Here is a 17,888-nt window from a genome sequence, read left to right as displayed (position 1 = left end):
TCTGTTGATGTTTTTGTTTCCTATTCAACAAGCCTTATCACACACTATCTCAGTTTACTGATAATGAGGGCCGCTCAACGCTTTCAAACTTTATTAAAACCCCCAAAATATACCCCGCCGGCAGACTGGACTACGACTCAGAAGGACTATTGATCTTAACTGGCGATGGGCAAATGCAAGCTCGAATTGCCGACCCGAAACACAAGTTCCCCAAGACCTATTGGGCACAGGTAGAAGGGGAGATTAGCGATGAAGCCCTTAACAAATTGCGTAATGGGGTAACACTTAAAGATGGGCTAACACGTCCAGCTATTGCCGAACGAATTAAAGAGCCCTGCTTGTGGCCGAGAACCCCACCAATAAGGCAGCGCGCAAATGCTCCAACATCCTGGCTGGCATTAACGATCACCGAAGGAAAAAACCGCCAAGTGCGACGAATGACTGCTGAAGTCGGCTTCCCAACACTCCGCCTGATTCGCGCAGCAATTGGCCCCTGGTCTATCGACAACCTACAACCAGGCGAACATAAAAGCCTGGAAGTTCACCTACCTAAGCAACGAGAAAATAAAAAACATTCTTCTCGTAATAAAGGACGCACCCATTCAAGCAAAAAGAAGCATCCACACAGAAAAAAACCTAGTTAGCACCAGTGCGATACGGCACATAAATAAACTAAACACCACTTCAAAGCTAATTTGCTAAGCATATAGGCAAGATTTTTGGCTTATAAAAATTTAGGTGCTATCATTCGAGCCATAATAAGCAATAATAAATCATAGACTTACTAACCACGCTTTTTCTAACGAGTCGACTAAATCGCTCACCAAGAAATAGTATAAAAAGACTTTCATTATTAATGGAGAGCCCATCATGGCAATTGAATTACCAGCACTTCCCTATGCAATTGACGCACTAGCGCCACATATTTCTGAAGAAACTCTAGAGTTTCACCATGGCAAGCACCATAAAACTTACGTTGATAAGTTGAATGCTGCGATCCCTGGAACCGAGTTTGAAGGCAAGTCCCTTGAAGACATCATCAAATCTTCAAGCGGCCCAGTATTTAACAATGCAGCCCAGATCTGGAACCACACTTTCTACTGGAATTGCCTAAGCCCAAATGGCGGCGGCGAGCCAACTGGCGCAGTAGCCGAGGCTATCAATGCAGCATTTGGATCTTTCGCTGACTTCCAAGCTCAGTTCAACGACAAAGCTGTTAACAACTTTGGCTCTAGCTGGACTTGGTTAGTTAAGAATGCAGATGGTTCTTTGGAAATTGTTAACACTAGCAACGCTGGAACGCCGATGACTGAAGGCCAGACTGCATTGCTAACTGTTGACCTATGGGAACACGCTTACTACATCGACTTCCGTAATGTTCGTCCGAACTACCTGACAGCGTTCTGGAAGCTGGTTAACTGGGAATTTGTTGCAGCAAACCTAGCAGCATAATTCTTCTGAACCTCCTTAGTGACTAAGGAGGTTCAATCTCCCAAGCCTTTAACCAAAGCTCTTAGCTTCATCCCACTTAATAGCAAAACGATAAAATAAGAAACGATTCCGACGACAACCAAAGCTAGCAACTTAGTTATTCGCTCCCAAACACTCATATCAAACCAAATTTCGGTTTCAACATTCATCCAGGAAACCGCCAACACCATCGCAACAACAGCAACAACTATCCGCAGCACAAATAAAGCCCAACCTTCGCTTCTATGATAAACATCACGCTTCACTAAGCCACTCAAAAGCCACAAAGCATTCATCCAAGACGAAAGCGCTGTCGCTAATGCCAAACCTGTATGTTGCAAAGGCCAGATCAGAATCAAATTGAAAACCATGTTGGCACACATCGCCCATATGCCAATCTTTACAGGCGTCTTCATATCTTGTCTTGAAAAGTACCCGGGAGCCAAGACCTTAATCAACATAAATGCCAAGAGCCCTAAGGCATAGGCACGTAAGCTCATTGCCGACATATAGACATCGCGTTGCTCTAATGCACCGTAATAAAATAGCGACGTCACCAAAGGTTCAGCAAGAACAATCAAAGCAACAGCTGCCGGAACGCCCATCAACAGAACTATCCGTATAGCCCAGTCCAGCGTGTCAGAAAAAGCTTTGTGAGACTGACTGCTATGCTTTCGAGACAAACTAGGTAAAATCACTGTCGCAATGGCAATACCGAAAATCCCCAAAGGCAACTCAGCTAAACGATCCGAATAATAAAGCCAAGAAACGCTTCCTGTTTGTAGAAATGACGCTAACACTGTATCGAGCAACAGATTAATCTGGCTTACAGAAACACCAAATAGTGCTGGAACCATCAGTATAAAAATACGTCGAACACCTTCATGACGATAATCCAGGCGTGGCCGAGGCATCAAGCCCATTTTTATCAAGAAGGGAAACTGAAAAAACAGCTGTATCAGGCCTGCAATAAAGACCCCCCATGCCAAGCCCATGACTGGCTCTGTAAATAACGGCGTTAACCAAAGCGCCGCTGATATGAGCACCAAGTTAAGCAAAACAGGTGTAAAAGCGGGTATCGCAAAGTAACCATAGCTATTCAATATTGAACCAGCAAAAGCGGTCAAAGAGATCAACAGCAAATAGGGAAAGGTTATCCTCAACATATCGCTGGCAAGGTTATATTTTTCTGTATCCTCAAGAAAACCCGGAGCAAACAAAGCCGTTAGCCATGGAGCGCCCATGACCGCTAAAGCCGTAATAAGTAGTAATACCAGCCCCAACACACCTGCAACCGAGTTAACCAACTGCCTGACCTCTCGCTCAGTGCGCTGACTACGGTATTCAGATAACACTGGGACAAAGGCCTGGGAAAAAGCACCTTCTGCAAATAGACGCCGAAAGAAATTTGGAATTTTAAAGGCTACAAAAAAGGCATCTGCCCCCGCCGAAGCACCAAACAGGTTTGCTACGACAACATCCCGCACCAAGCCGAAGACCCGGGACAACATAGTCATTACTCCAACAATACCGCTTGAGCGAAGCAAACCACTTGCCTGCTTTGCTTTAATATTGCTCGACACCCCCTCCTTTGGAGCATTTGTTTTATTCTCGTTTTCCATATGCACTCGTAAACCTATTCAGTATCAGCGCGAAGCATACTTGGCTTGATATCAAAAGCAAAGACACCCTGCCCAGAAACATTTCTCTTTTCAAAGCATGGATAAAAGTTGAATCCGAGTATTTTCCTTCTATGCTTAATAAATTAGCCAATCACTCGTTTATATTACACAGGACTAAGACAATGGACGAACAAGATATTAATCGATTGATGCTGCACTACGAGCAGCTGTATCGGAAGTCGAATAGGGAGATTATTAATCCTGAAATCGAGGCACTTTCTACCAGCGATTTAAAACCCATCGTCAATATCGTGGCCCAGAGCCGGGCAGCTTATTTAAAGTTCATGTATGAACTAGGAAAAAAATATGATGATCTTGATGACTCACCGAGTGCCGAGGAATTAAAAAAACTCAAAACCCTGCGCCTTCGCTTTGAAGAGCTTGCTGAAGGAGCAAAAGCTTTTGAGACATCAATTCAGAAGGGCTATCTAGATCTAAAGACTAATTAAGCGACACACTTACAGCTGGGGATTCAGCACCAGCTGTTGATTTTCTTGGTCAATTTTAAACTCAAAACGCTTGAGAATATCCATCCCCAAAAGCCCATCATAAGTAAAGTCAGATAAGGGCAAAACTCCCAAAGTAACATCCCCCATTGATAATCCTCCAAGCGAGACTTGACCCACCTGCACTTTGCTCCCTTTGACGGAGCCATTGGCGGTCTTGAGCAGCAGCTCATCTGCCTCATCTAAAAGGCTAGGCAAATATTCTTGAACAAACTCTGTCTTCACGACAGTCATTGAAGCACCCGTATCAATCATTAGCGACAAACTGTGCTCGTCATTAACAAGCAGCTCAAGCAAATAGTGCTCACCAATAGTTTGCAAGGGAACGATATACTGACTAGAACGGTCTCTAAGTTCAGCAATGGTATTTTCCAATAGCTGAACCTCCTCGCCATATTTAAGGTCATGCCTTGCTGACACAAGGCTTAGTTCAGCCTCATCCCACTCCTCAGAGACAATTAGCCAGTGAGCCAGGGATAAATAATAGGGGGTATACTCTGGCTGAAAACTCACCAACTGCCTAAAGCTCGCAATTAATAAATCATGCTCACCAGCTTTCTCCAGCGTTTGCTCCAGATGTTGCACAAAGTCTTGAACACCATTCAGGTAGGCATCTTCAAACTGAGAGTCCACCAGTAGACGCAAATCGTACAAGTAGACTATTGCGTCCTGAACATTACCTTGAGCAAGTTTTTGCTTGGCAACACTAAAAATGACCTGAAAGTCAGTCTCGGATAGCTGAGCCTTATTCTCAAGCTGATCGGCAAGAAGCTCGATATCGGTCATTTCGGTTTTTGTAGAAGTACTGTCAACAGAATCCAGGCTAGCCGGTTTCTTTAAATTCTGCTCCTTTGAGCGCAAGTTTTTTAGGCGCTGCTCATTTCGAAGCAAATCTCTCTGAGAGCTGGAAACTTGCTGATCGAGACCAGCAAACCAGAACTGCTGCGCTAGCCAACCCAAAGATACTCCAGCACAGAGCGCTAATAAGTAGCCTGACGTTCTATTCAAGATAAGCCCCCTTTCAGACCAGTGATAGCTCACTACACCACTCATGAAGACGCGGACTACCTATTCTGAACTTGAAATATTTTTCTTTGTCTATTCAGATGAACCCGTTGACTTTGGCGCAGTGTCAAATCGTTTAAAGACTGTTTCCGCCAACCTTGGAGTCTGACGTACCGAAACAGCACTATTATCATCACTCAAGGTATTAACAATAGCATACTTGGAATGACGACTAAGTAATTCCTGACCTGAAGCACCCTCTTCCTCCGAGACAGACACGTCATAAGAAAGGACATCCAGCAAGCCCTCAAACAACGGTTCAGCGCCACTCGCTTTCTGATAAAGCACTCCGCCAATAACCGTCTCAACAACATCATTCAATACGCCAAGCTCTGAGCCAAGAGAGCCATCATTATCGTCAATTTCATACAAGGTAGGTGTCAGCAAGCGTCCTTCATCAAGAACCTGTTCATCAAGCGCTTCCTGATGCGAGGACGTCAATAGATATACTGTCTGCCTATCAGCCTCGTCACCACTCAGGTCAAGCATTCGCACCCATTTACCATCTTCATCGCTTGCCTCAGTACGAATTGAGCCTGAGTCAAGACTAGCATCAGCACATACTCTAGTTAATACCTGATTAGGAGTGCAAAACAGTGCTGTAGATTCAAATTCGGTAAAAGAAGAGAAACACGTACCCTCTGCCAGATCAGCCCCCGTACATCGGTCACTCCCACCACCTTCTTGGGAACCCAGGTCACACTCAACACGAAGGTAGTTTTTATAACACTCATTACTTCTCACCGCTCCTGGAATCAAAGCACTGATATATACGTTGTTATTTTCAACAAAGTGCTCCAGAGCATATAGATCTGATTCAGCACCAAACATAACATGCTCACGTACTGATTTTGGCGCTGACAAAGACTGCTTATAAAAATAACGAACAATCAGATCTTTTTCGAGCATTGATGCAGATAACAACAAGCTGTCTTCAAAAATACTCACTTCATACTTATTCAAGGAATCTGCCAAGTACTGCATATAACCAACGAACTGGGCATCGTTCTCTGTATTATTCAACTCCCCCAAGTGCTCAAAAAACTCGGCAGAACAAATATTTCTGCCAGACTGGCTCACATCATGTTCTTCTTGAGTCTCACACAAGTCTGCAACATCCTGCTCCAACTGACAGCCGAGATCGGCATCACAATCCGTTATAAACTGCCAGGAAGAAGCCGTGACATCATGAGCGGCATTACAAGCATCATCCTCTTCGTCACAGCGCTGATAGTCGAATTGTGAAAACGTTTTCTTGCGTCTGTGTGCTTGTTCCTGATAGATAAATCCGTCATTTGTCTCAACAAGGTAGTCATGACTGACGCTATCAGGCGTAAATTGGTTTTGTAAAAATGGGTAGGTAAAAATCTTCCCTTCATCAATGATCACTAAGTCATCATCATCATGATACGCTTCTACTTCATAAATCCCTGGCTCGACACCCCCCGCGATATAAGGAGCATAGCTGCCGATATTTATTATCCGATCGGTCAATATTGTGCCGACATCACTCTGAGTCTTTGCAAAAAACTCTGTGCTTGCATCGACAACAAAAATATCCTGATTCATTTGGACCAGGTATTGATAATTATCCAAGGTACGTACATCAAAGAGATAAAATGGAGACGTAAACCCATTCGCGTCAATTGATGGGTAGGAAGCAAGCTCTCTGGTTTGCGACCATACAGAATTCCTGTCCTGGTCAAAAAACTCTAACTTCCTCAGCGCAAAGCTATAACCAAGGTAACCATAATTTAAAATATATTCCCCTGCATTATCCGGGTTATCAATCCAGCCAAACACTAACTTTGCTTTAGCCTGAGCTTCATCAACAATAAGCAACTCATCAGTAAGAGAGGGGTCTGTAAACGAAGCATCGAACTGATAGTTTAAGGGTAGTTCATAATATGTTCGACTTGCATCCATGTTTTCACACGCTGAACCGTCTTCCTCATCGACTGCGGTCACAACATAAACCGACTCCGCATGCCTAACCGAAAAGGTCTCAACGGTACCGGTACCGGAATCAGAAAGAGAAGAGACGACTAGCTCTTTTGGATGAATCTCACATATTTCATTCTTAAAGTGATTGATAGCCTTGAGTTCATTCGTTTCATGGTCAACTTTATAGACGGTATCGGTACTCACCAAGATTGAAATATCCGGCTTGGCTCCATTGCTATCGGAAGTATTCAGGCTCAAGATCATTCCTGATTCAGAGGAAAAAACTGCCTCATGCTGAATCGTCGAACTTTCTGTTTCTGGAGCACTGAAGGAATATAAGCCCAAACTGTCACTCACCTCGTCAGACGGGCGAGAGAAAAAAGTTTCGTCGATAGCAACATCTTGAAAATCTTGCCCCGGAGTAGAAGGTGGTGAAGTATCGTCTACTGTTTCTGGTGCCGTTTCTGCCACTCGCCCTTCGCAACCTGCCAGAACGATTGAAACACACCAAGCGAGAAATAATTTAAATGCCTGCTTTGTCATAACACCCTAATTTCCTATGAGCTAATCCATGTACCACTCTATTTCCTGAGACACTATTCAAAAACATCAGGAATATCTTTCCGTAATTCTATTTTTTGCGTCTCCATTATATCTGGGATAATCTGTGAAATAATCTATAAGCGTCTTGATTGGGAGCCTGTTCACAATAAAACCCTGTCCCAATCGAGATTTATTCTGGCAGCACCTGGGATACAGCAACGTCATGGACATCACACCAAAACCACCGTCAACGCCAGAGGTCGTCAGCAAAGGTACAAGCACTCTTTCTAGATCACAAATTACCAGCATTGAAGAGCTTAAACTGGTACCCGGTAAGCAATACCAGGCAACTGTTCAGGCACCCCCCCCCAAAACTAACCAGGAACAGCCGGTAATCGAAGGAAAAGCAGCCACAGTAAACACTCACAGCAGTAAAGAATGGCTACTCAATATTAATGGCAAACTTGTCACAACCACCAGCAGCATTCCTTTAGAGATAGGTCAGACGCTATTAGTCAAGCTTGAAAGCTCATCAACAAAACAGAGCAAGGCTTTGATCCTTGTCAGTCCGACTAATAGAAGCACAGCTCAAATCCCAGCAGACAAAGGCAGCATCAATACCGAAATACTATTAGGCACCTTAGCAAAACTGCTACCGAAGCAACTGTCTCTTGGTACCGGCTTCGCTGCCCTGAATGAGATGAGTAAAGCGACTTCGCAAACGCCGCCCATTTCTCAAAATCAAACAAAGATAGCCAGCGCTCAACAAACCCAGCTCTCCCCTACACAAGGCTCATCGCCGCTTACTCGAAAAGTTGCGCTAGAAAGCATCGCAACACTGATCAAATCTCTTCCTCACGCAGAGCAGATCTCTCAAGCCAGCCGTCAAGGCGACACTCTAAGCTCTCCTGACACAATTAGAAACGCCTTAAAACACAGCGGTCTTTTCATGGAGTCACAGCTCAGTAACACCACCAACAAACAACAAATACTCGAGCAACTCCAAAACCTCAAAACCTTGAACAAAATAGCATTAGCGCAAGCAGACCAGACCAAACCTACTGCCAATAACCCGCTTTCTGGAACCCCCTCTCCTCAAAATACCAACCAAACAAGCTCTGCAGTCACGAAGCAAGCACTAGACATGCTGCAGCAACTTGTAAAGCAACATAGCAACACGGCAGCCGATCCAAGCCAAGACAAGACAATATCAAGCGATTTAAAAGCGACCCTGCTAGGCATTAGCCGAAACTTATTACCTGCCGCAAATAGCAGCGGCGAACAAAACCAGGCGATAGAGAAACTCCTTGGCAGCCTTTTAGAGCCTGAACTATTAACAACTCCCTTTAATTTTCCGCGCATCCAGTCCGACACAACAGCGAAGGCCAAAGCTCTTTTTGCCGAGCAAGAGTTTTCTACCGGGCAGCTTTTGAAAATACTTGCCGGAATGCTTAATCGTATTCAGTTCAACCAGTTGAACAGCCTCTTTCAAAGCCAAACCAGTGACGGCAATACACTTCAATCATGGTTTTTTGAATTGCCCGTGGTGAATGTCAACCAAGGGGTCACCACCTTCAGCCTGAGACTCGATAAGGAAAAAAGCGCCACTCAGAACCAGGAAGAGGAATCTGAGGACAAAGCATTGCAGTGGAAAATATCACTATCCTTCGACTTAGAAGGCCTGGGAGCAATATATATTCAAGTAAGCTTGCTCCCTCCTTCTATTTCATCCATTATCTGGGCAGATCAAGCCGATACTTTCGCGCTCGCGCAAAGGGAGAGCAAACATTTTAAGGAAAAGCTTTCAGAGCTAGGCCTAGAAGTAGGCGATATTATTTGCCAACAAGGCCTACCAGAACAACAGGCCACCAAGTTGACACAAAGCCTGGTAGATATTCAAGCATGAACAACAATAACAAAACCAGCTCGAAAACAAGAGCCATCGCGCTCAAGTACGATGAAGTTTCAGCGCCCAAACTTACTGCCAAAGGTGAGAATGAGCTCGCTGAGGAAATAATGCGCATTGCCGAAGAGCACGGCATACCTTTATACGAAAATAGTGAATTAGTCAGCATTTTGTCTAAACTAGAACTGGGAGAAGAAATCCCCGAAGTTCTATATCGGGTAATAGCTGAAATAATTGCCTTTGCATATTACCTGCAAGGAAAGACACCACAAGGCTTTGGCGAGCCAACGACCAGAACATAACGAGCAACATTTTCAACATGGCACATTCTGACCACCAACTACTTATTAACTCAAAATCCTACTTATATGCCCTTATTCTGGCAGGTACCTTAGCGCTCGCCCTGCTCTTTCAGGGGCAATTGATCAGCGCTTGCGGCATCGGTGTTCTGTGTGCGCTACTCATTGTAAACCAGTGGCAAAGTAAAAACCGAAATGCCGATAAAGAGAGCTTCATCTGGTTTAAACACAGTTCTCTGGCTCTCGCCTGCATTGCCCTAATAGGCTTAATGACAGGCCTGGAAGACTTTAAAACATGGACCTATTTCATTCCCTTATTGCTGTTCTTTTTCTATGAATTCAAACCTGCCCTATGGCTTGTCGGGATATTCTCAGTATTTGCCCTGGCCTCTTTGAATGCTAGCGGCTCTCCGTTTGAAAACATTCAAAATACTATGAGCTACCTTTTGTACCTAAGCATGAGCTGCTGCCTGGTTTACTTGAGAGAACTAAGACGAAAACAGCTTAAGCCACTGCGTCGTACAGATAACCTGACCAAAGCAGCCACCAAAGAACATCTAGATGATGACCTGACAAAAGAAATTCAACGCAGTGAACGTGAAGGCAGTGAATTGTCTACAGCCGCGTTGGCAATTGACAAAATATGTCTTTCCAAACTAAACCCTAAAGAACAAGATGCTGTCACGATTGCCATTGGCAAGTTGCTCCATAACAACCTTCGCTTGTTCGACAGTTACTACCTTTGGGAACATCATGAGTTTCTTATCGTCTTACCTCATACCAGCTCGATTCAAGCAGTCAAGATAGCAGACAGCCTGCGACTTAAAGTCCGCAAAGAAATTGAGATTCATGGAGAAAGTATTACCGTTAGTGCTGGCGTGTCCTGCTTAAATATCGGCGATGACAGTACCTCCATAACAGGCCGGGCAAGCCATGCCTTATCAGAAACACAAGCTACCAGTATTAATAGAACACACATCTATCGAGACATCGATGAGCTGCCCCAAGACGCAACGCCAGCCAATGCAGAAGGAGCACAATAATGTTCTCTGAAATCCAGCTTCAAACCCGTCTTACTGCCACATTATTTCTGCTTGGCGCAATTGCTATGGTTGTGCTTGGTATACAAAATTATCGCTACGGTCTCTATGAGCTCGTTTACGTTGCAACACTTCTAAGCATCGTTTATTTAAGCACAAGCCTCTACGCCAAGTTCTCCCCCGAAGCCAAATACCTCAAGCAAGCCTGTCTCGCTGTAGGTGTTATATCTGTTCTCAGCATTTTCGCCAATGCAGGCGAACACCCTGAGGAGCTTAAGCACTGGATATTTCCGATTGGTCTTCTTTGTTATCTATGCCTTCCCTATCGCCAAGCAAGCATATTCAACGTGGTGATGGGTGTGTGTTACTCACTGCTACTGCTATTTGCCAGCAGCATCATCTCAGCACTAGAGTTTGCAACCAGCTTTGCATTATTTATGGGGCTAACAAGTACTTATGCTCAGCTTCATCAGAAACGCAGTCGCACACTGGTAGAACTTGAGATACATGACCCACTAACTAAAGCTTATAACTACCGCCATTTGAGAGATACCCTTAAAAAAGAAATGTGCCGAGCTGACCGAACAGGCAAACCCCTTTCTCTGGTTTCCCTTGAAGTCGATTACTTCCCTCAAATTCAAGACATGCACGGTCTCCCAAATACAAACGACCTTCTTGCTCGATTTGCAGAGACACTTAAAGCAATGATTCGCGCAGGAGATAGCGACTACTTTGATGGAAAGCAGACCTCTTACCTCCTCTTACCTTGCACACCTTCAGAGGGCGTTTTAGTTATTGCGGAAAGAATTCGACGCACCATAGAGGAATGCAACTGGCCAGTGGTTGATGCAATTACGGTTAGCCTGGGCTGCACAACCTATATACCTGATGACTGCTCAGGCGATCGAGATGGCGAAGCAAAGAAATTAATTGAGAACGCTCAGATTGGTTTGATCGAAGCACAAAAAAACGGCCATAACCGCGTCTGCCTGCATAGTCACTAAACAGACAAGTTCGTTGTTTACAGCTTTCTCCCCTCTATTGGCGAAAGCTCAAGACTTCTGACAATTTGTCTCGCTTGTCATTAGTGTGTAAAGTGACCCAACGAGGCTAAGTCTGTTTACCCCGGCACATCTTTCAATACTATTCGCACTTACACCCGGCACAATGACAGAATCTGATTTCCAACCCCTTATTGCATGGCTTGAACTAAACCCAAACTGGGTTTTCGTGGCTGTTTTACTTATTGCATTTATTGAGTCTCTGGCGCTTGCAGGAGTAATCGTACCCGGCGTATTGCTGCTCTTTCTTGTGTCAGCCTTGGCAGGTCACATTAATCTACCTATTGAGTGGCTTTTATTATCGGGCTTTCTCGGTGCCATATTGGGAGACGGCATCAGCTTTTTTCTTGGTCATTATTTTAAAGATAGCTTGCGAAACATTTGGCCCTTCTCCCGCTACCCTAAAACACTTCAGTCTGGTGAGCGTTTCTTCCATAAGCACGGTGGGAAAAGCGTTATGCTCGGCCGCTTTATCGGCCCTATTCGTCCAGTCATTCCTATTGTCGCAGGAATGCTTGGAATGTCTCAAACCAGATTCACTGTCTTCAATGCCCTCTCGGCAACCATTTGGGCACCGTTTTATATCTTGCCTGGCTACCTGACTGGCAGTGCCGTCCATCTGGTTCTGCCAAGTAACTTTTATCCGGCCTTGTTCTCTCTAATTGCTGCGCTGCTCATTATCACTCTCAGCTTTCGCTATGCCAGCCTTAACCTTCAGCATGGATCTCGCATCTATGCGGCGCTATTGCGCAATAACAAAAGCCAAAACACGTCATCAAAGGACTATGAGTTTCCACTTGCGTCACTGAGTTTATTCATAGGATCAAGCTTATTCTTTATTATTTGGAGCTTTCTGGTTTTACGAACAGGCTTGCTAAGCCAACTAGATGCCAGCGTACTTCAACTCGGCGCTGAGCTGCGCAACATCAGTACCTTTGTCAGCGATATCAGCTCTCGGATATTTATCCATCTAACCCTGCTTGGCGATGAAAAGTTTTTGTATGCCTCCTTTATAACACTCATCGCTTTGATGCTTTATCTAAGGCAGTTCCGAGCCTCCACTTTACTGGTGATTTCCGGCTTAAGTACTGCGGCAATTACACACACACTAAAAGCAGTATTTAGTATTGCCCGACCTGAACTAGTACTCTCACCGCCTGTTTCATATGCCTACCCTAGTGGCCATAGTTCAGGCTCAACCGTTTTCTACGGCCTGATTGCAGCATTTATTGCCCAACAGCTACCCAAGACCCAACGCTGGCAGTGCTACTTGCTATTCTTTGTGCCGATGTTTCTGATCGCTTTTAGCCGGGTTATGCTCAGCGTTCACTGGTTGTCTGATATTGTTGGGGGCATAGCGCTAGGTTTAGCGATTTGTGGAATTAGTAGAGTGTTATATAGCACTCACCAAGCTTATGACGCCGCGAACCGTCGAGATATCACTGTTGAAAAGAAAGCGGTTATGACAGCACTTTGTCTATGGCTCGGCATCTTAATTGGCTATCAGCTTTATTTCTTTCCAGAAGCCTTGCAGGCTTACCAGTTACGCCCCTAAACGCAGAGCCGTCTGATCAAGACTCAAGATTTATACGGCCTAAGTAACCATATCAGAAATTTGACGAGAGATTGCTTGCAGACGCTGAAGCGGGTCGCTCATTTCATAAAGATGCTGTTTCTGTTTATTGCCTAGCGGCAGTAACTCAGTCAAGCGCCAGCCTACTTGGCGCCCATCTTCATAATCAATATCCATATTCAAATCGCGAACAAAGGGGTGTTTGACCAGAGCCTGCAGTACCACACGCAGCTCATCAAACTCCTCGGGCAAGTCAATATGCTGCTCTTCACCAATAGCCTCAAGCTCGGCATACCAGACGCCATTTTCACGTTCTTCAAGTGAGGATAGTTTGACTTGTTCCAGACCTTCAACCGTCAGATTTAACACCCCGGTACTAGGCGTCTTGCCAAAATCTACAATTTGAACACGCGTGCCAAGTTCATAGAACTGCCCTTCTCGCACGTGTTCAGTCGGTGCATTTTCACTGCACATCAACACTGCCACAAAGCCTTCGCCTTGCTTCATCGAATCAGCAATCATATCTAAATAGTGCGGCTCAAAAATCTGCAAAGGAATACGACCTTGCGGACAGACAATAGCATTGAGCGGTAACAGCGGCAGTTTCATAGTTTATTCAGGTATTCACGGTTGGCTTTTAAGTAAGCATAGACTGATTTTTCCAATCTTATAGTTTCGTATTGAAGATTCGCCATTTGGTGCCAGCATGCATTTTTTTTGCTATGCTGCCTGCTTCAGATTTTTCTTTCTAACAACGATTATTTAAGAGACCAACGATGCCGACCTATCGCTCAAAAACCTCTACTCATGGCAGAAATATGGCGGGAGCACGCTCATTATGGCGTGCCACCGGGATGACAACAGAAGATTTTGAAAAGCCAATTATCGCTGTTGCAAACTCCTTCACCCAGTTCGTTCCAGGTCACGTCCACCTTAAAGACATGGGGCAACTTGTAGCACGCCAGATAGAAAAAGCAGGAGGCGTTGCAAAAGAATTTAATACCATCGCGGTCGATGACGGTATCGCGATGGGTCATGACGGCATGCTATATAGCCTACCTTCCAGAGAGCTGATTGCCGACTCGGTTGAATACATGGTGAATGCTCACTGTGCCGATGCACTGGTTTGCATTTCCAACTGCGATAAAATCACACCGGGAATGTTAATGGCTGCTTTGCGTCTGAACATTCCGGTTATCTTCGTATCGGGTGGCCCAATGGAAGCAGGTAAAACCAAGCTTTCGGAACACAAGCTCGACCTGGTCGATGCCATGGTCATTGCTGCAGACGATAGCGCTGATGATGAAACGGTTGCAGAATATGAGCGCAGCGCCTGCCCAACATGCGGCTCTTGTTCAGGCATGTTCACGGCTAACTCAATGAATTGTCTGACTGAAGCTATTGGTCTATCTTTACCAGGTAACGGCACAACATTGGCAACTCATGCAGACCGTGAAAAGCTATTCCTTGATGCTGCAGACCGCATCGTAGACATTACACGCCGCTATTACGAACAAGATGACGAATCAGTTCTACCACGCTCAATTGCCAGCCATAAAGCCTTCGAAAACGCTGTGATGCTTGATATCGCCATGGGCGGCTCAACCAATACCATCCTTCACCTTTTGGCAGCGGCTCAAGAAGCGGAATTAGATTTCGACCTAAAGAACATCAACGAACTAAGCAGACGCGTCCCTCAGTTATGTAAGGTTGCACCGAACTCTCCTCAATATCATATTGAAGATGTTCATAGAGCTGGCGGCATCATGGCTATTCTGGGCGAACTAGATCGAGCCGGAATTCTGCATACCGACCTGCCAACGGTCCACAGTAAGACAATGAAAGAAGCGCTAGCAAAATGGGACATTATGCAAAATAATGATCCAGAAATTGCCGAGTTCTTTAAAGCTGGCCCTGCTGGCATTCCAACCCAAACGGCTTTTAGTCAATCGACTCGCTGGCCGACACTGGACGGTGATCGCGCTAACGGTTGTATCCGCTCATTAGAAAATGCATTTTCTTTAGAGGGTGGACTCGCAGTCTTGTACGGCAATATCGCTGAAGACGGTTGCGTGGTAAAAACAGCTGGCGTTGATGACTCTATTCTCGTGTTTGAAGGCAAAGCCGTTATCTTCGAAAGCCAGGATTCCGCAGTAAAAGGCATACTTAATGATGACGTAGTTGAGGGCGATGTGGTTATTATTCGCTATGAAGGCCCTAAAGGTGGCCCGGGTATGCAGGAAATGTTGTATCCAACCAGTTACCTGAAATCAAAAGGCCTAGGTAAAGCTTGCGCCTTGTTAACCGACGGTCGCTTCTCAGGGGGTACCTCTGGCCTATCAATTGGCCACGCTTCCCCTGAAGCAGCTGCCGGTGGCGCTATCGCATTGATTGAAGCCGGCGACAAAATCAAGATCGATATCCCTAATCGCTCAATTGATGTTGTCTTGGAAGAAGGGGTACTTAACTCTCGACGTGAAGCAATGGAGCAGAAAGGCAAGCAAGCCTGGAAACCAGCAGAGCATCGCGAGCGAAAGGTCTCTAGCGCTTTGAAAGCCTATGCCATGCTGGCAACAAGCGCCGATAAAGGTGGTGTTCGTAATTTGGATATGCTGGATTAAGCTCGACGAAACATAGGACTGAGCAGAAGTTCAGTCCTTTTCTTTTTACTTACGATCCAAAACGATAAAACTATAATCATAGGGATTCGGCCCTTCGGCTTCAAAATCTTCCCGCCCAATTTCACGCCACTGAGTCCAATCGACTTCGGGAAAATAAGCATCGCCTTCGACTTCTGCATGAACTTTCGTTAGATAGATACGATCAACATCCGGCAGACTCGTTTGATAGATCTGGTCACCACCAATGATCATCACTTCCGACTGACCGTCAATATCACAAACCGACTCTCCTAAATCAAAAGCCTGCTCAAGAGAGTGCACGACTTTCACGCCTTCAGCCGACCAGCTTTCATTTCGCGTTATAACGATATTGCATCGACCTGGAAGCGGCTTACCAATCGACTCATAGGTTTTACGCCCCATTAGAATCGGCTTGCCCATCGTCACTTGTTTAAAGTACTTAAGATCATTGGGCAAATACCAAGGCAGCTTGTTGTTAATGCCGATAACTCGGTTTTCTGCCATCGCGACGATCATGGAGCGCTTCATTGTTTCTTCCTACTCGATATATATTTAAACTGAAAAAGGGTACTGGATACTGTCATGCGACTCATAGCCGACGACTTCAAAGTCAGCGGTCGTCACCCAGGTTTCAAGGTCTTCGAGTGACTTGATATCAGGGTTGATATTTAGTCTCGGAGAAGCGAAAGGCTCACGCTTTAGCTGCACATCTCGCATCAATTCTAACTGGTTCTCGTAGATATGAGCATTGACTATTTTGTGGTAAGCCTTACCGGCTTTATGCCCCGTGATCTGTGCCATTAGAGCAAGCAGAACATAGACCTGAACCTGATTGAAATTCAGCCCCAGCGGCACATCACAAGAACGCTGATAACTAGTCAAATACAGTGTATCCCCTAGCAAAGAAAATGTGTGCGTATGCATGCAAGGGCGCAGACAACCCATTTCGAACTCGCCCGGGTTATAGAAGCTTAGAATTTCTCCGCGGTCATCGACCCCTTTCGAAAGGTTATCGACGATCTTTTTAAGCTGGTCTAATGGCGTGCCATCCGGCTTTTGCCACGCCCGGCCCTGAACGCCGTATACTCGCCCCATATCATCCTCACCTTTACGATGCGGATTATTCAACCAGGCTTCATTCTCATTGGCATTAGCATTCCAGGTGTTACAGCCGATCTCGCGAAATTGCGCAGCACTGCTATACCCACGGAGATAACCCAGAAGTTCTGCAATGGCTGCTTTATAGTAACTTTTGCGAGTGGTAATTAACGGAAATACATTGTTCTCAACGTCATACTCCAGGTCAGCATTGATTAGGGTCAGGCAGCGCGTTCCGGTACGTTTATTATCTACCCACACACCCTCATCAATAATACGCTGACAAAGCGCTAAGTACTGCTTCATATGCTTCTCTCAATTTTTTATTTTCTAGTTTATGCTCGGTGCGATAGTTTATCGGAGTTAAATTTGTAGGCATACCAAATAAAACCCACACCTATTAATATCATCGGGAATGACAGTAGTTGACCTTTCGTCAGCCAACCCCAGGCAACAAAACCAATATGTGCGTCAGGCTCTCTTACGAACTCAACAACAAAGCGGAAAATTCCATAGAAGATCATAAACATACCCGAGACCGATGCCGCAGGCCTGGGTTTAACGGAATAAAACCATAAAATACAAAAGAACATCAGCCCTTCAAGCCCTGCCTGATAAAGCTGAGAAGGGTGCCTAACCAATTGCTCCGGGTCGTTTGGAAATACCATTCCCCAAGAAACATCTGTCGCCCTGCCCCATAATTCTGCACCAATAAAATTTCCGATTCGTCCCAAACCCAAACCTATTGGCACAAGAGGCGCGATAAAGTCCAATAGTTGAAAAAAAGTGCAGCCAATCTTTCGTGCATAAAAAACAATGGCTAACATCACACCGATTAAGCCGCCATGAAAGGCCATTCCACCTTCCCAGATTCTAAACAACCAAGCTGGGTCATCGAGAAATTTGTCGAAGTTATAGAAGAATACGTAGCCCAGGCGCCCCCCCAGGATTACCCCCAATGCGCAGTAATAAATCATATCTCCGACTTGCTCTTTGGCAATTGGAGCACCAGGTCGTTGGGCTCGTCTCTGCCCTAGTAAGTAAGCCGCCACAAAACCA

15 protein-coding genes and 1 pseudogene are annotated in these 17,888 nt (G+C 45.3%); 9 read left to right on the top strand and 7 right to left on the bottom strand.

Features of this window, described 5'->3' with window-relative positions; genetic code table 11:
* Window positions 1-29: 29 nt before the first annotated feature.
* Both A3729_RS00080 and A3729_RS00075 read left to right on the top strand, forming a co-directional pair.
* Window positions 30-644, top strand: a pseudogene (locus A3729_RS00080) (pseudouridine synthase); the annotation flags it as partial.
* 226 nt (window positions 645-870) lie between these two features.
* The gene (locus A3729_RS00075) at window positions 871-1,452 is read left to right on the top strand and encodes a superoxide dismutase (RefSeq protein ID WP_068632915.1); all 582 of its coding nucleotides are present in this window, start codon (window positions 871-873) and stop codon (window positions 1,450-1,452) included.
* A gap of 32 nt (window positions 1,453-1,484) precedes the next feature.
* On the opposite strand, the gene murJ is transcribed toward A3729_RS00075, so the two are convergent.
* Window positions 1,485-3,092: a murein biosynthesis integral membrane protein MurJ gene (gene murJ / locus A3729_RS00070; RefSeq protein ID WP_082865483.1), complete on the bottom strand. Its 1,608-nt coding sequence runs from the start codon at window positions 3,090-3,092 to the stop codon at window positions 1,485-1,487.
* 182 nt (window positions 3,093-3,274) lie between these two features.
* Here murJ and A3729_RS00065 point away from each other — a divergent pair, with 182 nt between their 5' ends.
* On the top strand, window positions 3,275-3,601 hold the full coding sequence (locus A3729_RS00065) for a hypothetical protein (RefSeq protein ID WP_068516247.1): 327 nt from the start codon (window positions 3,275-3,277) through the stop codon (window positions 3,599-3,601).
* Window positions 3,602-3,610: 9 nt separating this feature from the next.
* Here the strand turns inward: A3729_RS00065 and A3729_RS00060 are convergent, their stop codons facing one another.
* Entirely contained in the window at window positions 3,611-4,666 is a 1,056-nt protein-coding gene (locus A3729_RS00060; protein WP_197470141.1) for a TIGR02281 family clan AA aspartic protease, read from the bottom strand.
* 90 nt (window positions 4,667-4,756) lie between these two features.
* A complete protein-coding gene (locus A3729_RS00055) occupies window positions 4,757-7,210 on the bottom strand; it encodes a hypothetical protein (protein ID WP_068516241.1) in 2,454 nt (817 codons plus the stop codon).
* A 223-nt stretch (window positions 7,211-7,433) separates the two neighbouring features.
* Here A3729_RS00055 and A3729_RS00050 point away from each other — a divergent pair, with 223 nt between their 5' ends.
* From A3729_RS00050 to A3729_RS00030, 5 genes are all read left to right on the top strand, one after another.
* Entirely contained in the window at window positions 7,434-9,116 is a 1,683-nt protein-coding gene (locus A3729_RS00050; RefSeq protein WP_068516238.1) for a flagellar hook-length control protein FliK, read from the top strand.
* Window positions 9,113-9,418: an EscU/YscU/HrcU family type III secretion system export apparatus switch protein gene (locus A3729_RS00045; RefSeq protein ID WP_068516235.1), complete on the top strand. Its 306-nt coding sequence runs from the start codon at window positions 9,113-9,115 to the stop codon at window positions 9,416-9,418. The genes A3729_RS00050 and A3729_RS00045 overlap by 4 nt, the downstream gene beginning before the upstream one ends.
* Window positions 9,419-9,435: 17 nt before the next feature.
* Window positions 9,436-10,458 carry a diguanylate cyclase domain-containing protein gene (locus A3729_RS00040; protein ID WP_068516232.1) on the top strand — a complete coding sequence of 341 codons (1,023 nt, stop codon included), beginning with the start codon at window positions 9,436-9,438 and terminating at the stop codon, window positions 10,456-10,458.
* Window positions 10,458-11,459 carry a GGDEF domain-containing protein gene (locus tag A3729_RS00035; RefSeq protein WP_068516229.1) on the top strand — a complete coding sequence of 334 codons (1,002 nt, stop codon included), beginning with the start codon at window positions 10,458-10,460 and terminating at the stop codon, window positions 11,457-11,459. Before A3729_RS00040 ends, A3729_RS00035 begins: the two co-directional genes overlap by 1 nt.
* Window positions 11,460-11,622: 163 nt before the next feature.
* A complete protein-coding gene (locus A3729_RS00030) occupies window positions 11,623-13,071 on the top strand; it encodes a bifunctional DedA family/phosphatase PAP2 family protein (RefSeq protein WP_068516227.1) in 1,449 nt (482 codons plus the stop codon).
* Between the two features lie 39 nt (window positions 13,072-13,110).
* On the opposite strand, the gene A3729_RS00025 is transcribed toward A3729_RS00030, so the two are convergent.
* Complete coding sequence (locus A3729_RS00025; RefSeq protein WP_082865204.1) at window positions 13,111-13,698, bottom strand: LON peptidase substrate-binding domain-containing protein; 588 nt, start codon at window positions 13,696-13,698, stop codon at window positions 13,111-13,113.
* A gap of 167 nt (window positions 13,699-13,865) precedes the next feature.
* On the opposite strand from A3729_RS00025, the gene ilvD reads away from it, so the two are divergent.
* Window positions 13,866-15,710 carry a dihydroxy-acid dehydratase gene (gene ilvD, locus A3729_RS00020; RefSeq protein ID WP_068516225.1) on the top strand — a complete coding sequence of 615 codons (1,845 nt, stop codon included), beginning with the start codon at window positions 13,866-13,868 and terminating at the stop codon, window positions 15,708-15,710.
* Between the two features lie 45 nt (window positions 15,711-15,755).
* Here the strand turns inward: ilvD and A3729_RS00015 are convergent, their stop codons facing one another.
* The 3 genes from A3729_RS00015 to lgt form a co-directional block, all read right to left on the bottom strand.
* Window positions 15,756-16,259, bottom strand: a complete 504-nt coding sequence (locus A3729_RS00015; RefSeq protein ID WP_068516222.1) for a dihydrofolate reductase — start codon at window positions 16,257-16,259, stop codon at window positions 15,756-15,758.
* A 24-nt stretch (window positions 16,260-16,283) separates the two neighbouring features.
* Window positions 16,284-17,135: a thymidylate synthase gene (locus A3729_RS00010; protein ID WP_068516218.1), complete on the bottom strand. Its 852-nt coding sequence runs from the start codon at window positions 17,133-17,135 to the stop codon at window positions 16,284-16,286.
* 29 nt (window positions 17,136-17,164) lie between these two features.
* On the bottom strand, window positions 17,165-17,888 hold a 724-nt coding region (gene lgt / locus A3729_RS00005), incomplete at its 5' end, for a prolipoprotein diacylglyceryl transferase (RefSeq protein WP_068632912.1).

The sequence above is a fragment of the Oleiphilus sp. HI0043 genome (assembly GCF_001634935.1).
Note: the sequence above shows the minus strand (reverse complement) of the source record. Positions and strands in the feature narration are given on the sequence as shown.

Coding starts and splice junctions, on each gene's coding strand:
- A3729_RS00045 (WP_068516235.1), top strand. CDS start 9,113: ATGAACAACAATAACAAAACCAGCTCGAAAACAAGAGCCATCGCGCTC.
- A3729_RS00015 (WP_068516222.1), bottom strand. CDS start 16,259: ATGAAGCGCTCCATGATCGTCGCGATGGCAGAAAACCGAGTTATCGGC.
- ilvD (WP_068516225.1), top strand. CDS start 13,866: ATGCCGACCTATCGCTCAAAAACCTCTACTCATGGCAGAAATATGGCG.
- A3729_RS00010 (WP_068516218.1), bottom strand. CDS start 17,135: ATGAAGCAGTACTTAGCGCTTTGTCAGCGTATTATTGATGAGGGTGTG.
- A3729_RS00040 (WP_068516232.1), top strand. CDS start 9,436: ATGGCACATTCTGACCACCAACTACTTATTAACTCAAAATCCTACTTA.
- A3729_RS00055 (WP_068516241.1), bottom strand. CDS start 7,210: ATGACAAAGCAGGCATTTAAATTATTTCTCGCTTGGTGTGTTTCAATC.
- murJ (WP_082865483.1), bottom strand. CDS start 3,092: ATGGAAAACGAGAATAAAACAAATGCTCCAAAGGAGGGGGTGTCGAGC.
- A3729_RS00025 (WP_082865204.1), bottom strand. CDS start 13,698: ATGAAACTGCCGCTGTTACCGCTCAATGCTATTGTCTGTCCGCAAGGT.
- A3729_RS00065 (WP_068516247.1), top strand. CDS start 3,275: ATGGACGAACAAGATATTAATCGATTGATGCTGCACTACGAGCAGCTG.
- A3729_RS00035 (WP_068516229.1), top strand. CDS start 10,458: ATGTTCTCTGAAATCCAGCTTCAAACCCGTCTTACTGCCACATTATTT.
- A3729_RS00075 (WP_068632915.1), top strand. CDS start 871: ATGGCAATTGAATTACCAGCACTTCCCTATGCAATTGACGCACTAGCG.
- A3729_RS00030 (WP_068516227.1), top strand. CDS start 11,623: ATGACAGAATCTGATTTCCAACCCCTTATTGCATGGCTTGAACTAAAC.
- A3729_RS00050 (WP_068516238.1), top strand. CDS start 7,434: ATGGACATCACACCAAAACCACCGTCAACGCCAGAGGTCGTCAGCAAA.